Consider the following 15,530-nt stretch of genomic DNA (forward strand, 5'->3'; position numbering starts at 1 on the left):
TGCTAGGCTCAGAACGCAGCGGCTTTCGGGCGCTGCATTCTGAGCAGCTATAAATGAGGCTTTGGTTGAAAGCCGGCCTCGGAACTTGCCAGACTGTCGCCCTGTTTTGTTGCCCTTTAGACGGGCCGCTTAACACTGTAAGAACGTGGCCCAAAAAAGAAAAATTGGAGCATCACCAAATGAAGGCATTAGGTTTGAAGAACGCTGGCAAGACCCTCCTCGCCTTGTCCCTGTTGGGCGCAATGGCGGGCGCGGCCCAGGCAGACGATAAAGTCCTGCACGTGTACAACTGGTCCGACTACATTGCACCGGACACCATCGCCAACTTTGAAAAAGAGTCGGGCATCAAGGTGGTGTACGACGTTTTTGACAGCAACGAGACCCTCGAAGCCAAGTTGCTGGCAGGCAAGTCCGGTTACGACATCGTCGTGCCGTCGAACAACTTCCTCGCCAAGCAGATCAAGGCCGGTGTCTATCAGGAGCTGGACAAGTCCAAGCTGCCTAACTACGACAACCTGAACAAATCCCTGCTCAAAGCCGTGTCGATCAGCGACCCGGACAACAAGCACGCCTTCCCGTACATGTGGGGCTCGATCGGCATCGGCTACAACCCGGAGAAGGTCAAGGCTGCACTGGGTATCGACAAGATCGACTCGTGGGACGTGCTGCTCAAGCCTGAAAACATCGCCAAGCTGAAAAGCTGTGGTGTGAGCTTCCTTGATTCGCCAACCGAAATGCTCCCGGTGGCACTGCACTACCTGGGCCTGCCGACCGACACCCAGAAGAAAGCTGACCTCAAGCAAGCTGAAGACCTGTTCCTCAAGCTGCGTCCATCGATCGGCTACTTCCACTCGTCCAAGTACATCTCGGACCTGGCCAACGGCAACATCTGCGTAGCCGTGGGTTACTCGGGTGACATCCAGCAGGCCAAGTCCCGCGCGGCTGAAGCCGGTGGCAAGGTCAAAGTGGCCTACGACATTCCGAAAGAAGGCGCCGGCAGCTTCTTCGACATGGTCGCCATCCCTAAAGATGCCGAAAACGTCGACGCCGCCTACAAGTTCATGAACTACCTGCTCAAGCCGGAAGTCATGGCCTCGATCACCAACAGCGTGCGATTCCCGAACGGTAACGAGAAGGCTACCGCACTGGTCGACAAAGACATCACCAGCGACCCGGGCATCTACCCGCCAGCCGATGTGCAGGCCAAGCTCTACGCCATTGCTGACTTGCCGGCTGCAACCCAGCGTGAAATGACACGCAGCTGGACCAAGATCAAATCGGGTAAATAAACGTTGAAACCTGTGGGAGCGGGCTTGCCCGCTCCTGCACAAACCCGTTCACAAAAATTAAATGACAGAAAGTTTTGCCGGATCGGTTTATCGAGGGTAAGTTGCGCGCCGGTTTTGTTGCCGGGCAACAACTTTAAGGCCCAACTATTTAAGAGGACCTCCACTTGCCAATTTCTTTATTTCGCAAAGCCATGCTGGTGGGTGCAGGTATCACGCTGGCTGTGAGCGTGCAGGCCGCACCGACGGTGCATATTTATAACTGGTCGGACTACATTGGCCCGGACACCCTGGCCAACTTTGAAAAGGCGACAGGCATCAAGCCCGTGTATGACGTGTTTGATTCCAACGAAACCCTGGAAGGCAAGTTGCTCGCCGGTCGTACCGGTTACGACGTGGTGGTGCCGTCCAACCATTTTCTCGGCAAGCAGATCAAGGCTGGCGCGTTCCAGAAGCTCGATAAGTCATTGCTGACAAACTATGCCAACCTCGACCCGGCGCTGCTGAAGCGCCTGGAAAAGAACGATCCAGGTAACCAGTATTCCGTGCCGTACCTGTGGGGTACCAACGGCATTGGCTACAACGTCGATAAAGTCAAAGAAGTGCTGGGCGTCGACCATATCGACTCCTGGGCCGTGCTGTTCGAGCCGGAGAACATGAAGAAGCTCGCCACCTGTGGCGTTTCGTTCATGGACTCGGCCGATGAAATGCTGCCGGCGGTGCTCAACTACATGGGCCTGAACCCCAACAGCACCAACCCTGAAGACTACAAGAAGGCCGAAGAGAAGCTGCTCAAAGTGCGGCCCTACGTGACCTATTTCCATTCTTCCAAATACATCTCGGACCTGGCCAACGGCAACATTTGCGTGGCGGCCGGTTTCTCCGGTGATGTGTTCCAGGCCAAGGCCCGTGCGGCCGAGGCTGGCAAAGGCGTGAACATCGCCTACACGATTCCCAAAGAAGGCGGCAATTTGTGGTTTGACGTGCTGGCGATTCCCAAGGACGCCACCAACGTCAAAGAGGCCCACGCCTTCATCAACTATTTACTGCAACCTGAGGTGATCGCTCAGGTCAGTGATCAAGTCGGTTACGCCAACCCTAACCCAGGCGCGGACAAACTGATGGAGCAATCGATACGCACTGACGCAGCGGTTTACCCACCGCAGGCGGTTCTCGACCGGACGTTCGTCAACTTCGAGCTACCCCCGAAAGTGCAACGTTTAATGACCCGTAGCTGGACCAAGGTCAAGACGGGCAAGTAAAGCTCAAACTATCCAAGGTTTTGCCCGTCTTGGGCGAACCTCAAATTTTGTTGGGAGTTTCGTAAATGGCAGTTGCCTCCGGCGCCTATAAGAAAGCCCTCGAGGGCGACCAGACACCGAAAAAGGTGTTGGTCAAAATCGACCGGGTCACGAAGAAGTTCGACGAGACGATTGCCGTGGACGATGTGTCCCTGGAAATCAAAAAAGGCGAGATCTTCGCCTTGCTCGGCGGCTCGGGTTCGGGCAAATCCACCCTGCTGCGCATGCTCGCAGGCTTCGAGCGCCCAACGGAAGGTCGCATCTACCTCGACGGTGTGGACATCACCGACATGCCGCCCTACGAGCGGCCGATCAACATGATGTTCCAGTCCTACGCCTTGTTCCCACACATGACCGTGGCGCAGAACATCGCCTTCGGCCTGCAACAGGACAAGATCCCCAAGGCTGAAGTCGACGCCCGCGTGGCCGAGATGCTCAAGCTGGTGCAGATGAGCCAGTACGCCAAGCGCAAGCCGCACCAGCTGTCCGGTGGCCAGCGCCAGCGTGTGGCGTTGGCACGTTCCCTGGCCAAGCGCCCGAAACTGCTGCTGCTCGATGAGCCGATGGGCGCATTGGACAAAAAGCTGCGTTCGCAGATGCAGCTGGAACTGGTGGAAATCATCGAGCGCGTGGGCGTGACCTGCGTGATGGTGACCCACGACCAGGAAGAGGCCATGACCATGGCCGAGCGCATCGCGATCATGCATCTGGGCTGGATCGCGCAGATCGGCAGCCCGATCGACATCTACGAAACCCCAACCAGCCGCCTGGTGTGCGAGTTCATCGGCAACGTCAACATTTTCGACACCCAAGTGGTGGACGACGCCGAAGGCCACGCGGTGCTCAAGTGCCCGGACCTGGACCGCGACATCTACGTGGGCTACGGCATCGCCACTTCAGTGGAAGACAAGTCGGTGACCTACGCGATCCGCCCGGAAAAGCTGCTGGTCACCACCGAAATGCCGACCTGCGAGCACAACTGGTCCAGCGGCAAGGTGCACGACATCGCCTACCTGGGCGGCCATTCGGTGTTCTACGTGGAACTGCCAAGCGGCAAGCTGGTGCAGTCCTTCGTGGCCAACGCCGAACGCCGTGGCCAGCGCCCAACCTGGGGTGACCAGGTGTACGTGTGGTGGGAAGACGACAGCGGCGTGGTACTTCGCTCATGAACATGAAGAAGTTCAAACGCCAGCTGCAACGAATAACACCCGGTGGCCGGCATGTGGTCATCGGGATCCCTTTCCTCTGGCTGTTCCTGTTTTTTGCGCTGCCGTTCTTCATCGTCCTGAAGATCAGCTTTGCCGAAGCCGACGTGGCGATCCCGCCTTACACCGAGATCTACACCTTCGTTGAGCAAAAGCTGCAATTGGTGCTCAACCTGGGCAACTACGCGATGCTCGGCGACGATGAGCTGTACATCGCCGCCTACCTCGGCTCGCTGAAGATGGCGTTTTTCAGCACGATCTTGTGCCTGTTGATCGGCTACCCGATGGCCTACGCCATTGCCAGCGCGCGCAAAGAGATGCAGACCGTGCTGGTGCTGCTGATCATGATGCCGACCTGGACCGCGATCCTGATCCGCGTGTATGCGTGGATGGGCATCCTCAGCAACAACGGGTTGCTCAACGGCTTCCTGATGTCCATCGGGCTGATCAACGAGCCGCTGCAGATCCTCAACACCAACATTGCGGTGTATATCGGCGTGGTCTATTCGTACCTGCCGTTCATGATCCTGCCGCTGTACGCCAACCTGGTCAAACATGACCAGAGCCTGCTGGAAGCCGCATCGGACCTGGGTTCGAGCACCTTCAACAGCTTCTGGAAAATCACCGTGCCGCTGTCCAAGAACGGCATCATCGCCGGCTGCATGCTGGTGTTCATTCCGGTAGTGGGCGAGTTCGTGATTCCTGAACTGCTCGGCGGCCCGGAAACCCTGATGATCGGTAAAGTGCTGTGGCAAGAATTCTTCAACAACCGTGACTGGCCGGTGGCGTCTGCCCTGGCGGTGGTGATGCTGGCGATCCTGATCGTGCCGATCATCCTGTTTAACCGCAGCCAAGCCAAAGAGATGGAGGGCAAGATATGAAGCGCTTCAGTTTCTCGAGTTTCATGCTGGTGGCGGGGTTGCTGTTTATCTACCTGCCGATGCTGATCCTGGTGATCTACTCGTTCAACGAATCCAAACTGGTGACGGTGTGGGGCGGTTGGTCGATCAAGTGGTACGTGGGCTTGCTGGACAACACCCAGTTGATGGGCTCGGTGGCGCGCTCGCTGGAAATCGCCTGCTACACCGCCGTTGCGGCGGTGGCATTGGGTACGCTGGCGGCGTTCGTGCTGACCCGTATCAGTCACTTCAAGGGCCGCACGCTGTTCGGCGGCCTGGTGACCGCGCCATTGGTGATGCCCGAGGTGATCACCGGTCTGTCGCTGTTGCTGCTGTTCGTGGCGATGGCGCAGATGATTGGCTGGCCCCAGGAACGTGGCATCGTCACCATCTGGATCGCTCACACAACGTTCTGTGCCGCGTATGTGGCGGTCGTGGTGTCGGCGCGCTTGCGTGAGCTGGACCTGTCGATCGAAGAAGCGGCGATGGACTTGGGCGCTCGGCCATGGAAGGTGTTCTTCCTGATCACCATCCCGATGATCGCGCCGTCCCTGGCAGCGGGCGGCATGATGTCGTTCGCGCTGTCGCTGGACGACCTGGTACTGGCCAGCTTCGTGTCGGGGCCGGGTTCGACTACGTTGCCGATGGAAGTGTTCTCGGCAGTACGTCTGGGGGTTAAACCCGAGATCAACGCCGTGGCCAGTTTGATTCTGCTGGCGGTGTCGCTGGTGACCTTCCTGGTGTGGTTCTTCAGCCGTCGGGCCGAAGAGATGCGCAAGAAGGCGATCCAACAAGCCATCGAAGAAGCGGCGGCGGACGGTTGGCAGCAACCGGACAAGCGCCGGGCGCCTGCGCCGGTCTAACTGGCGCAACACGTAAACAATGTGGGAGCTGGCTTGCCTGCGATAGCGGTGTGTCAGTCGAAGGATGAGTCGACTGACATGGCCTTATCGCAGGCAAGCCAGCTCCCACATTTGATTGCATTTCAAGTCAGCTATGCAGCCCACGGCGACTTGCGAATCACCTCGACAAAATTCATCGGCTTGAACCCCGGCTCCTGATCCACCAGCACATCGGTCTTCACGTTGCCAAACGTGGTCTGCGGGCGATGACGCAAGCCGTCGGCAAACGCGCAGATGATGCATTCCTTGAACCCTTCGCCGCGTGGATGCGCATGCACCACGGCTTCGCGCTGCACGCTGGAAAAGGCGGCGTAGTCCATGCCCAGCACATCCATCTCGACACCAGCGGTCACCAGCGCCACGGTCGGGCGCAAGTGCTGCGGTACACCCGGCGTGGTGTGCAGGGCGATCGACAGCCAGACTTGTTCGATATCGTCATCGCTCAGCCCGTAAGGCTTGAGGAATGCGGCCGCCGCGTTGGCGCCGTCCACTTCGAAACGCTCGTTGTTACTGCGATGGCCTTCGACCAGGCCCAGGTCGTGGAACATCGCGCCGACGTAAAGCAGTTCCGGGTTGTAGGCCAGTTGCTTGCGCTCACCGCTCAACGCACCGAACAGAAACACCCGGCGCGAGTGGTGGTAAAGCAAGTCGGACTCGACGTCGCGGATGTATTCGGTGGTGGCCTTGGCCAGGGCGCTGTCCGGGATCTGGATGCCTGCGATGGAGTTGCTCATGGTCGTTCTCCTCAACAAAGCGCCGGGGGTGGCGCCGATGAGTGAAGTCTGGTCGCGTGCCCGCGATGGGGCTATCGCGGCGAGGGTGCGATGTCGGCCAATGTGGCTCGATATCAAGCCACATGCGGTCAAATGTGGGAGCCGGCTTGCCTGCGATGCTGACGACTCGGTCTGTCAGTTAGACTGAGGGGAGGCCATCGCAGGCAAGCCAGCTCCCACAGGGGTTTATGTTCCTCCAGTAGAAGGTGTGTTGTTCATGGGCAAAACCGTCGCCATCCTGATCTTCCCCGGCGTCCAGTCACTGGACGTGACCGGCCCCATGGATGTGTTCTGCGAGGCCAACCGTTTCCTGCTGCCCGAAGACCATTATCAGCTTGAAGTGATCGGCCTGGGCCACGGTACGATGGCCGCCTCTAACGGCCTTTCATTGCAGGCCCATCGGCATTACCCCGAAGCCCTGCAAGCCTACGACTTGCTGCTGGTCGCTGGTGGCCCTCAGCTGCCCTTCGAGGATTTCGGCGCCCAGTTTGATGATTGGCTGCGCGGTGCCGCCGCCCGCGCACGGCGCTTTGGCTCGATCTGCAATGGCGCCTTCATGCTGGCGCGCGCCGGGTTGCTCGATGGCAAAACCGTCACCACGCACTGGAACGATGCCGCCGACCTGGCGCGCCTGTGCCCCTCGGCCCAGGTGGATGCCGACCGTCTCTACGTGCAGGACGGTAATCTCTACACCTCGGCGGGCGTCACGGCCGGCATCGACCTGTCGCTGTACCTGCTGGCCCAGGATCACGGCCCGGAAGTTGCGCTGAGCGTGGCCAAGCGACTGGTGGTGTTCACCCAGCGCTCGGGCGGGCAGTCGCAGTTCAGCCCGTTCCTCACGCCTCACGCCGAAAGCACTTCGGCGGTGGCGTTGGTGCAGCTTTACGTACTGGCGAACTTGACCGGGGATTTGACCATTGCCGATCTGGCCAAGGCGGCCAACATGAGTGCGCGTAATTTCTCTCGGGTGTTTGCTCGTGAGGCGCGCATAACGCCTGCCGAGTTTGTCGAGCGGGCGCGAGTGGACGCGGCGCGGGTGATGCTCGAAAGCAGCCCCGCACCGCTCAAGACTGTGGCCTATCAATGCGGTTTCCGTGACGCCCAGCACATGCGCAGTGTGTTCAACCGCCGGCTGGGCGTGACGCCGCAACAGTTCCGGCTTAACTTTGCGGCGCCGGTGTGAGCGTGTCGTAGGCTTCCAGCGCGCGCAGCGAATAGATGTACGCAGCACCGGCATTCAGCGAGATGGCGGTGGCCAGGGTGGCGGCAACTTCTTCTCGGGTCGCGCCGGCCTTGATCGCCGCGTCGGCATGCGCGGCGATACAGCCGTCGCAGCGCGTGGTGATGGCCACGGCGATGGAAATCAGCTCACGGGTCTTGGCGTCGAGTACTTGGTTTTCCTCGGCAGCCTCGCCCAGCGCCATGTAGGCTTTGACCATCTTCGGGTTGCTCTTGCCCAGCGCGCCAAAGGTTTTGTTTACGTTAGCAAGCAAGTTGGACCAGTTATTGAACATTGCGGTAACTCCTGAACGGGTTGGGTGTGAAGCCAGTCTGCGCGGTTCAGGTTTGGCGCTTTTGTTCGATCCACTCACCTTTTTGACCGATGCTCGCAAATGAACTCTATCGACACCCTGATTGCGTTGGCCAACCTGCGCGGCAGCCTGGACCTGCGCTGCCAGTTCCAGGGCGCGTGGGCCATGGACCACGAGCCTGAGCCGCTGGGCGTGGCGCCGTATCACATTGTGCTGGCGGGCACCTGCCACGCCGAGTTGTCGGGCGGCCAGCAGGTGACGCTGGAGGAGGGCGACATCCTGTTGATGCCCGGTGGCGCGACGCACCTGGTACGCAGCCAGGGCGCGCGGGTCAAGCCGGTGGCGCAGACCGTCATCGAGGGCGGCCTGTTGCCGATCCACCGCCTGGGAGGAGAGCAGCCGGACGTGGATATGCTCTGCGGCAACTTTCACTACAACCGCCAGTCGTTGTTGTTCAGTGCGTTGCCGGACTACCTGGTGGTGTCCAGCCGTGAGTGGCAGGGCGATGGGCAGTTGGCCGCGTTGATTGCTTTACTGCGCAGCGAAGCGGACGGCCAGCAACTGGGCGCACGCTCGTTTATCGACGCGCTGTCGTCGGCCTTGTTCACTCTGATCCTGCGCACCTGGCTGACCCGCCAGGCGCCGGTGGCGGGCACCTTCGCTTTGCTCGCCGACAAGCGCCTGAGCAAAGCCTGGCAGGCGATGCTGGCCGAGCCCGGCCATGAGTGGACCATCGACAGCCTGGCGGCAGCCGCCACCATGTCGCGGGCCACCTTCATGCGGGCGTTTGTGAAAGTCGCGGGCGTGTCGCCGTGGGTGCTGCTGACGCAGCTGCGCATGGAGCTGGCATTCAACCTGCTGCGCCAGTCGCGCCTGAGCCTGCTGGATATCGCGGCGCAGGTGGGTTACCAGTCCCAGGCGGCGTTCAGCAAGAAGTTCAAGGAAACCTATGGCGAGGCGCCGGGGCGGATGCGGGCGAACACAGACTAACTGCGATAGCATCAACTCGGTCTGCCTGATGGACCGAGTTGATGCTATCGCAGGCAAGCCAGCTCCCACACAAGCCAGCTCCCACATTGATCGGGTTTACAGGCTGTTACCGGGCAGGCAACAGCTTCAGCGTGCCACGGGTATTCGCCGTCACCTCTTCCTCACTGAAATGCGCCTGCTCGTACCCACCCTCGATATAGGTTTCCGCCTGGTCGCCATAGTGCGAGTCAAACGGCACCCCGCTTTGCCCCACGGGGTTGATGGTCAATGCATGGGCCGGGTCGGCAAAGTCGATCAGGCGCCGGGTCGACGGGCCATAGGTCACGGGCCACGGCGCAGGGCCGATCATGGCCGATTGGTTATTCGGAACTTCGTGGGTGCCGGGCGCCGGGAATGGGCCGACGTTGAAAATCTTGTCCAGTGGCTTCTGCATGCCCAACGGATGCCCATGGGTCAGGGTATGGGCCTTGCCCCACTGCCATTGCGACGGGTCATCGCCAAAGGTGGCCTTGAGGTGCGCGAGGCTGTTGTCCCAGGCGAGTTTTACCGTGTCCGCGCGCTTGCCGTTCCACCATGGCGAGTCCGCCGAGGCGGCCAGGCGTGGCAGTACGGCGTCGATCACCCGCGTGGTGATCAGGGTTTTGAACATCGCGTCGCCCAGTTTCGGGTGGAAGGCCGCGTCGGTGAGGTTGAACAGAAACTGGTTGAACAGCGTGGCGCTGGTGGAGTCCAGCGGGTAGTCGCCTTTCCAGCTTGCAAGCTGCTCCACCAGTTTCAACTGTGCCGGGTCCTTGACCACTTCACGCAGCACCGGCAACAGCGGCGCCAATAAGCGTGGGCCGTAGGCGGTGGTGGTGCCCAATTGCAAGGCCTGGCTGTTGTTCACGTCCCACTTCACGCTTTTGTCGCTCAACTGCGTGTTCAACTGCTGGCCGCGGTCGGCGAGGTTGTAGTAACCAGGAATCTCCATGCCAGTGGGCGAGGCCGGCTGGGCGTTGGCCGACACCACATAGCCACGGGCCGGGTTTTCTTCCTGTGGGTTGGCGCTGAACGGGTAGAAGCCCAGCTTGTCGGCTTGGGCGGTGCTGCCGTCGAGAATGAATGCCGGGTTCACGCCGGCCGGGCGGATTGGCAACTGCGCCGCCGCCCACCAGCCGATATCGCCCTTGGCATTGGCCCACACGATATTCAGGCCCGGCGCTGAAACCTTGGCAGCGGCGGCGCGCACTTTGGCCAGGGTGTCGGCGCGGTTGAGTTCGTAGAAACCTTCGAGGATCGGGTTTTCGGTGTCGAGGAACGCCCACCACATGGCAATCGGCGTGCTGCCGGCATTCTCGCCCAGCACGTCATTGATGATCGGACCGTGGGGCGACTGACGCAGGGTGAGCGTCACCGGCGCCTGGCCCTTGACCGCAATCTGCTGTTCACTGCTGGTCATGTTGACCCATTGGCCGTGGTACCAGACCTGGTTGGGGTTGTCCGGGTTGACCTTTTCGGCGATCAGGTCGAGGTCATCGTTCTGGAACATGGTCAGGCTCCAGCCGAAATCCAGGTTATGTCCCAGGAACGCCACCGGCACCAGTGCGTTGTGATAGCCGTACAGCTCAAAACCCGGCGCCGACAATTGCGCCTCGTACCACACCGACGGCACCGAGAAACGGATATGCGGGTCACCGGCCAGCAACGGTTTGCCGCTTTTGGTGCGGCTGCCGCTGATGGCCCAGGCGTTGCTGCCTTCGAACTGCGGCAAGCCATTGTCAGCCAGGGCCTTGTCGCTCAATGCGGCGAGGGCGCCAAGGGATTTCCAGTCACTGGCGGCCAGGTTGAGGGCGCCCTTGGGTTGCCAGTCGAGGTCGAAGACTTTCAGGTAGTCGCTGCCGAGCTGGTCGCGCACGTAAGTCAGCAGCGGCTCGGTACGAAACGCGGCCGCAAAGCTGTAGGCCATATACCCGGCAACACTGATGGTGTCCTCGGCGGTAAACCGTCGTTTAGGAATGCCCAGCACGTCAAACTCCACGGGGCTGGCGTGGCTGTCCTGATATTGGTTGATGCCATCCAGGTAGGCTTGCAAGGCCTTCCAGGCTGCCGAGTCGTGGTCCATGTGCTCGACGTAACTCAAGGCGCGCTCGCGAATGCGCAGGCTGCGAAACAGCTTGTCGGTCTCCAGCACCTTCGGCCCCAGCACCTCGGCCAGCTCGCCACGGGCCAGGCGCCGCATGATTTCCATCTGGAACAGCCGGTCCTGGGCATGCACATAGCCCAGGGCGCGGTACAGGTCGGTCTCGTTCTCGGCGCGAATGTGCGGCACGCCACGGTCGTCATAGCGCACCGTGACCGCGCCTTGCAGGTTGGCCAGTGTCTCGGTGCCCTGGCGGGTCGGTTGCTTGCTGTACACATACCAGCCGGCGCCGGCCAAGAGGGCGGCAATCAGGATAGCGAGCACGGTCAGGCTGCGTTTCATGGACGGTCCTTGAGTCAGTCACCTTGAAGGTCAACGGAGTCTAATCGGTTTGGCGAGAACTGCGGGAAATGCTGATATGCCGCAGCGACAGCCGAGGTTCAAGTGCCGAATGTGTCGAATACGCTACTATTGCGCCGGTCATCTTTGAGCTTTTTTCCATGACTTGCGCCACGCAACCTACCCCAGACTCCAGCCGCCCCGAGGTTGCCTACGCGTGCTGCCTGGAAGCGCCCTCGTTGATCGGCCGGTTTTTGCAGCTCCCGCCGGAGGGCTTTGACGCCCGGCTGTCCGCCCAGGGCCTGCCGTACTTCTTCACGCCATTTGACCTGCTGACGACGGCTGAAGACGAGTTCGTGAACCGTGTGCGCGGCTGGCCCGGGTTTGGTCTTTGGAATGCGTGGCTGCGTATCGACAGCTGCTTTGTCGGCACCACGGTCAGCGAATATTCGCCATTGCCCCGCAACGTGCCACCCCAGGACCTCGCGCAGTGGCTGCAAGAAGAGTGCGCGCCGCAGCGCAAACTCACAGTCGTCAAAGATCTGCCCTGTGACTCGCCGCTGCTCAGCGATGCAGACAACCGCTACGCCCAAGCCTTGATCGAGGACTGTACCCGGCGCGGCTTTATCTGCCTCGAAGGCCAGGCGCTGGCCTATGTGCCGATCAACTTCAGCACCATCGACGAGTACCTGGCGCGTTTGTCCCACAGCCGTCGACGCAATATCCGACGCAAACTGCGCAGCCGCGAGGCGTTGCGGGTGGAAGTCCTGGACACTGGCGATGCGCGCTTCAACGATGAGGCGTGGCTTGCGCAGTTGTACAGCCTGTACAAGGCGGTGTACGACCAGAGCGAGATTCACTTTGACCTGCTGACCCCGGCGTTTTTCCGCAGCTTGTTGCAGGACGCCGCCAGCAACGGGCGGGTGTTCTGCTACTGGCACTGCGACGAACTGATCGGCTACAACCTGTGCTACGTAGAGGGCGACAAGCTGCTCGACAAGTACATCGGGCTCAACTACCCACAAGCGTTGGAATTCAACCTGTACTTCGTCAGCTGGTTTGTGAACCTGGAATACGCCGTGGCCAATGGGCTGAAATTTTATGTGGCGGGTTGGACCGACCCGCAGGTCAAGGCCAGCCTCGGCGCCGACTTTACCTTCACCCGTCATCTGGTCTGGATCCGCAACCCGCTGCTGCGCAAGCTCGGCAACCGTTTCCGTCATCACTTTGAAAGCGATGCACAGTGGCAGCAGGAGAAACCCGAATGAGCCAGGACCGCGCGCCGCTGATCCTCGATTTCGACAGTGCCGTGAGTGATATTCCCGGCGCGATCACCTTGCCCATGCAGGCCTGGCAGGAAAAAATCCGCTTCGGTTGCCGCTGGGCGCAGTTCAAGGAGCTGGAAACCGCCCTGCACGCGCAGATGCCCAGCGATTACGGCTGTGTGTTCACCGGCAGCGGCGATTATCACCACCTCAGCCAGCTGCTGTTGAACCGCCTGCCGACGCAGCAGAAATTCCAACTGATCATTTGCGACAACCACCCTGACAACATGCGCTACCCGTTCGGCATCCATTGTGGCTCATGGGTTTACTGGGCCAGCCGTTTGCCACAGGTCGAGCATGTGCATGTGTTGGGCATCGGTTCCCAGGATATCGGCCTGGGCCATGCCTGGGAGAATCACTGGTCGCCGCTGCTCAAGCGCAAGCTGACTTACTGGAACGTCAACGTCGACACGCGCTGGATGAACTGGATCGGCGCCGGGCGCAGCAACCGTGCGTTCGGCAACGCCGATGAGCTGATGCGTGCGTTCCTCGCGCAGTTCGACCGTTCACTGCCGGTTTACCTGTCCATCGACAAAGACGTGCTGAGCCCCGAAGTGGTCAACACCAATTGGGACCAGGGCGAGTTTCTGGAGCAGCATTTGAACGACCTGATCGACGCTTGCCAGGGCCGGATCATCGGAGCGGACATCACCGGCGATGTCTCGGCTTACCACTATGAGAGCAAGTTCAAACGCTGGTTGAGTGCCTCCGATGGCCAGGAAGAACTGCCGCCGGCGCAGGTGCAGATCTGGCAACAGCAGCAGAACGAGCTGAATGGCCGGCTGGTGGCGCGTATCAATCAGGGGTGGCGACAATAGCTTTTAGCTGGGCGAATACGCGTTCGAAGTGTTCGTCCGTCAGCCAATGGCTGTTGCTGATCGACAGTGTGCGGCTGGCAAATGCCTGGGCCTGGCTAATGTCGCCGCCCGGTTGCAGCAAAGGGGCGACGGCGGGGTAGTCCGGCAAGGTGTGGATAAACAGGCGCGTCACGCCCAGCCCGGCCGTCCACAATTTCGCCATGGCGGCATCACGCGCCTGTGCAGACGGCATCAGCACCATCAAAAACGGCCAGGTGCCTTGCTGCCCCAGCCGGTCCATGATCACCGCGACGCCGGGTAAGTCATTCAAGCGCGCCGCCCGGCGTAAGGCGCGGGTACGGCCTTGTTGCAAGTAGTCGGGCAAGCGCGCCAGTGCGGCGGCACCGACCTTTTGCCGATAACCGCCGAGGCGGTGCAGCGGGATATCGTTGACCGAAAAATCATCACCCACGGCGGCCACTTCATCACCCTGTGCCAGCGCCGTGCGCAACGCCTTGCCATACACGTAGTGCAAGCCGCGCGGTTGGTAAAGCAGCGCGTAACCCCAGAGTTCGGCACTGCGTTGCAGCTCCCAGCGCAGGCTCAAGGGCAGGTCCTGCGCGCACTGGCGGTGCAATGCCTGATGCAGCACCGGGTCGCGGCTGAACAGCACGCCGCCTTCGGCCGTGGTCAGGCCTTTGCCCAGCGCCAGGCTGAAAAACCCCACATCGCCTTTGAGCCCGACGCTGCGGCCATCGTCGAGGGCGCCGAGGGCTTGTGCGGCGTCTTCGATGACGGCGGCACCGACTGATTCGGCAATACGCTTGGCGGCGTCCACATCCGCCACGCGCCCGGCCAGGTGGGTGACCACCACGGCCAGGGTACTGTCGTCGCACAGCTGCTTGAGGTGTTGCTCGTCGAGGTCAATGCTGCCGGGCTGCAAATCACAGGGCACCACACGCAACGGCGGGCAGTAATGCGCGGCCAATGCCACCAGCGGGCAGGTGTACGCCGGCACAATCAGCCGGGTGCGGCCGGGCATGCGTTGCTGCAACACGCGCAGGGCGATGATCAGCGCGGCGGTGCCGGAGCAGGGCAGTGCAGGCCGTGGAATCGAAAACTGGCGGGCCAGCGACTGGGCGAGGTCGCCCGATAAACTGAGCAAATCCCGCCCGCGCAAGGGCAGGCCGGCGGTGGGCGGGATTTCTTTGTTCATGACACCAGAGGCTGCGAAGGTTCGGCCTCGACGGTTTTGCTCTCTTTGTCTTCACTGCGCGCCAGGCACAGGATGCCCGCGATGATCAGTGCGCCGCCGATGATTTTCGGCCAGGTCAGGGTGTCATCGAACAGCCAGACCGAGATCAGCGTCACGCTGATCAACTCCAGGTGCGAGGCCGCAAACGCCGGGCCTACCGGCGCGTATTTGAGCAAGGTCATCCAGGTAAAAAACGCGCCGATATAGCCGACAAAGGCGCCGTAGATCCACGGTGCGCCAAACACCCGGGCCAGCCACGCGACGTCCATGGTCAACGGTTCAGCATGCACTGAGGCAAACTTGAAACTGACCTGCGCCAAGGTGTCGAAAATGATCAGCGCGAGAAAACCCAGGATATAAAAACGTTTCATCATTCAAACCCTACGACGGTCACGCCACAGGCGATCAGCATGATGCCGATCAACCGCCATTTGCTCAGGCTTTCCTTGAACAGGAAACGCCCGGCAATCATGATCACCACGATGTTGATCGAACCCAGCATCACGCCGACCGACAACGGCACCAGCGTCAGGAACGCCAGCCACAACACGAATTCGAAGACATAGCAGATCACCCCCAGCCAGATCCACGGGCGCTTGAGCATGTGTTTCCAGTGGGCGAGGCCGTCATGCTCGGCGCTGGCCGAGGCGGCGGCTTTGAACGCCAGTTGGCCGGACGTATCGACGATAACGTTGAGCATCCAGAGGATGATGGTTAACTGGCTCATGGAGTCTCGCGTCTGCTTGCAATGTCACTGGACGCTTACAATACAGGAGCCTGCCGGCCAGGTTATCGGAGTTTGCCGGT

The 15,530-nt window shown here is 60.7% G+C and carries 15 protein-coding genes; 9 read left to right on the forward strand and 6 right to left on the reverse strand.

Annotation, left to right across the window (positions count from 1 at the left end; all coding sequences use genetic code 11):
* Positions 1-194: 194 nt before the first annotated feature.
* The 5 genes from HBO23_RS05240 (at position 195) to HBO23_RS05260 (ending at position 5,554) form a co-directional block, all read left to right on the forward strand.
* Entirely contained in the window at positions 195-1,289 is a 1,095-nt protein-coding gene (locus HBO23_RS05240; protein WP_026013874.1) for a polyamine ABC transporter substrate-binding protein, read from the forward strand.
* 164 nt (positions 1,290-1,453) lie between these two features.
* Positions 1,454-2,548: a polyamine ABC transporter substrate-binding protein gene (locus HBO23_RS05245; RefSeq protein WP_017139531.1), complete on the forward strand. Its 1,095-nt coding sequence runs from the start codon at positions 1,454-1,456 to the stop codon at positions 2,546-2,548.
* A 65-nt stretch (positions 2,549-2,613) separates the two neighbouring features.
* The gene (gene potA, locus HBO23_RS05250; RefSeq protein WP_003195240.1) at positions 2,614-3,756 is read left to right on the forward strand and encodes a polyamine ABC transporter ATP-binding protein; all 1,143 of its coding nucleotides are present in this window, start codon (positions 2,614-2,616) and stop codon (positions 3,754-3,756) included.
* Positions 3,753-4,673: an ABC transporter permease subunit gene (locus tag HBO23_RS05255; RefSeq protein WP_017139530.1), complete on the forward strand. Its 921-nt coding sequence runs from the start codon at positions 3,753-3,755 to the stop codon at positions 4,671-4,673. The genes potA and HBO23_RS05255 overlap by 4 nt, the downstream gene beginning before the upstream one ends.
* Positions 4,670-5,554, forward strand: coding sequence for an ABC transporter permease subunit (locus HBO23_RS05260; protein WP_056860728.1), 885 nt, complete (start codon positions 4,670-4,672; stop codon positions 5,552-5,554). The genes HBO23_RS05255 and HBO23_RS05260 overlap by 4 nt, the downstream gene beginning before the upstream one ends.
* A gap of 131 nt (positions 5,555-5,685) precedes the next feature.
* Here HBO23_RS05260 and HBO23_RS05265 read toward each other — a convergent pair whose 3' ends face one another.
* A complete protein-coding gene (locus HBO23_RS05265; RefSeq protein ID WP_053258547.1) occupies positions 5,686-6,327 on the reverse strand; it encodes an HD domain-containing protein in 642 nt (213 codons plus the stop codon).
* A gap of 256 nt (positions 6,328-6,583) precedes the next feature.
* Between HBO23_RS05265 and HBO23_RS05270 the strand changes: the two genes are divergently transcribed.
* On the forward strand, positions 6,584-7,549 hold the full coding sequence (locus HBO23_RS05270) for a GlxA family transcriptional regulator (protein ID WP_170036766.1): 966 nt from the start codon (positions 6,584-6,586) through the stop codon (positions 7,547-7,549).
* Here the strand turns inward: HBO23_RS05270 and HBO23_RS05275 are convergent.
* Positions 7,527-7,880 carry a carboxymuconolactone decarboxylase family protein gene (locus HBO23_RS05275; RefSeq protein WP_017139526.1) on the reverse strand — a complete coding sequence of 118 codons (354 nt, stop codon included), beginning with the start codon at positions 7,878-7,880 and terminating at the stop codon, positions 7,527-7,529. The genes HBO23_RS05270 and HBO23_RS05275 overlap by 23 nt on opposite strands.
* Positions 7,881-7,979: 99 nt before the next feature.
* Here HBO23_RS05275 and HBO23_RS05280 point away from each other — a divergent pair, with 99 nt between their 5' ends.
* A complete protein-coding gene (locus tag HBO23_RS05280) occupies positions 7,980-8,888 on the forward strand; it encodes an AraC family transcriptional regulator (RefSeq protein ID WP_170036768.1) in 909 nt (302 codons plus the stop codon).
* 106 nt (positions 8,889-8,994) lie between these two features.
* Here HBO23_RS05280 and HBO23_RS05285 read toward each other — a convergent pair whose 3' ends face one another.
* Complete coding sequence (locus HBO23_RS05285) at positions 8,995-11,349, reverse strand: penicillin acylase family protein (protein ID WP_170036770.1); 2,355 nt, start codon at positions 11,347-11,349, stop codon at positions 8,995-8,997.
* A 158-nt stretch (positions 11,350-11,507) separates the two neighbouring features.
* On the opposite strand from HBO23_RS05285, the gene HBO23_RS05290 reads away from it, so the two are divergent.
* Entirely contained in the window at positions 11,508-12,614 is a 1,107-nt protein-coding gene (locus HBO23_RS05290; protein WP_170036772.1) for a GNAT family N-acetyltransferase, read from the forward strand.
* Complete coding sequence (locus HBO23_RS05295) at positions 12,611-13,489, forward strand: hypothetical protein (protein ID WP_017139522.1); 879 nt, start codon at positions 12,611-12,613, stop codon at positions 13,487-13,489. The genes HBO23_RS05290 and HBO23_RS05295 overlap by 4 nt, the downstream gene beginning before the upstream one ends.
* Here the strand turns inward: HBO23_RS05295 and HBO23_RS05300 are convergent.
* Genes HBO23_RS05300 through HBO23_RS05310 form a run of 3 tightly spaced genes read right to left on the reverse strand, consistent with a single transcriptional unit; the run spans position 13,467 to position 15,450 of the window.
* Positions 13,467-14,684 (reverse strand): DegT/DnrJ/EryC1/StrS family aminotransferase, encoded by a 1,218-nt coding sequence (locus tag HBO23_RS05300; protein WP_170036774.1) that lies wholly within the window; start codon positions 14,682-14,684, stop codon positions 13,467-13,469. The genes HBO23_RS05295 and HBO23_RS05300 overlap by 23 nt on opposite strands.
* On the reverse strand, positions 14,681-15,094 hold the full coding sequence (locus HBO23_RS05305) for an EamA family transporter (protein WP_017139520.1): 414 nt from the start codon (positions 15,092-15,094) through the stop codon (positions 14,681-14,683). Before HBO23_RS05305 ends, HBO23_RS05300 begins: the two co-directional genes overlap by 4 nt.
* Entirely contained in the window at positions 15,094-15,450 is a 357-nt protein-coding gene (locus HBO23_RS05310; protein WP_026013873.1) for an EamA family transporter, read from the reverse strand. The genes HBO23_RS05305 and HBO23_RS05310 overlap by 1 nt, the downstream gene beginning before the upstream one ends.
* Positions 15,451-15,530: the final 80 nt, after the last annotated feature.

This window comes from Pseudomonas sp. WS 5532 (assembly GCF_012985445.1).
Lineage (GTDB): Bacteria > Pseudomonadota > Gammaproteobacteria > Pseudomonadales > Pseudomonadaceae > Aquipseudomonas > Aquipseudomonas edaphica.

What these genes read in the sequence shown, in the direction of transcription:
- potA (WP_003195240.1), top strand. Translation starts at nt 2,614, where the DNA reads ATGGCAGTTGCCTCCGGCGCCTATAAGAAAGCCCTCGAGGGCGACCAG.
- HBO23_RS05255 (WP_017139530.1), top strand. Translation starts at nt 3,753, where the DNA reads ATGAACATGAAGAAGTTCAAACGCCAGCTGCAACGAATAACACCCGGT.
- HBO23_RS05260 (WP_056860728.1), top strand. Translation starts at nt 4,670, where the DNA reads ATGAAGCGCTTCAGTTTCTCGAGTTTCATGCTGGTGGCGGGGTTGCTG.
- HBO23_RS05265 (WP_053258547.1), bottom strand. Translation starts at nt 6,327, where the DNA reads ATGAGCAACTCCATCGCAGGCATCCAGATCCCGGACAGCGCCCTGGCC.
- HBO23_RS05270 (WP_170036766.1), top strand. Translation starts at nt 6,584, where the DNA reads ATGGGCAAAACCGTCGCCATCCTGATCTTCCCCGGCGTCCAGTCACTG.
- HBO23_RS05275 (WP_017139526.1), bottom strand. Translation starts at nt 7,880, where the DNA reads ATGTTCAATAACTGGTCCAACTTGCTTGCTAACGTAAACAAAACCTTT.
- HBO23_RS05280 (WP_170036768.1), top strand. Translation starts at nt 7,980, where the DNA reads ATGAACTCTATCGACACCCTGATTGCGTTGGCCAACCTGCGCGGCAGC.
- HBO23_RS05285 (WP_170036770.1), bottom strand. Translation starts at nt 11,349, where the DNA reads ATGAAACGCAGCCTGACCGTGCTCGCTATCCTGATTGCCGCCCTCTTG.
- HBO23_RS05290 (WP_170036772.1), top strand. Translation starts at nt 11,508, where the DNA reads ATGACTTGCGCCACGCAACCTACCCCAGACTCCAGCCGCCCCGAGGTT.
- HBO23_RS05295 (WP_017139522.1), top strand. Translation starts at nt 12,611, where the DNA reads ATGAGCCAGGACCGCGCGCCGCTGATCCTCGATTTCGACAGTGCCGTG.
- HBO23_RS05300 (WP_170036774.1), bottom strand. Translation starts at nt 14,684, where the DNA reads ATGAACAAAGAAATCCCGCCCACCGCCGGCCTGCCCTTGCGCGGGCGG.
- HBO23_RS05305 (WP_017139520.1), bottom strand. Translation starts at nt 15,094, where the DNA reads ATGAAACGTTTTTATATCCTGGGTTTTCTCGCGCTGATCATTTTCGAC.
- HBO23_RS05310 (WP_026013873.1), bottom strand. Translation starts at nt 15,450, where the DNA reads ATGAGCCAGTTAACCATCATCCTCTGGATGCTCAACGTTATCGTCGAT.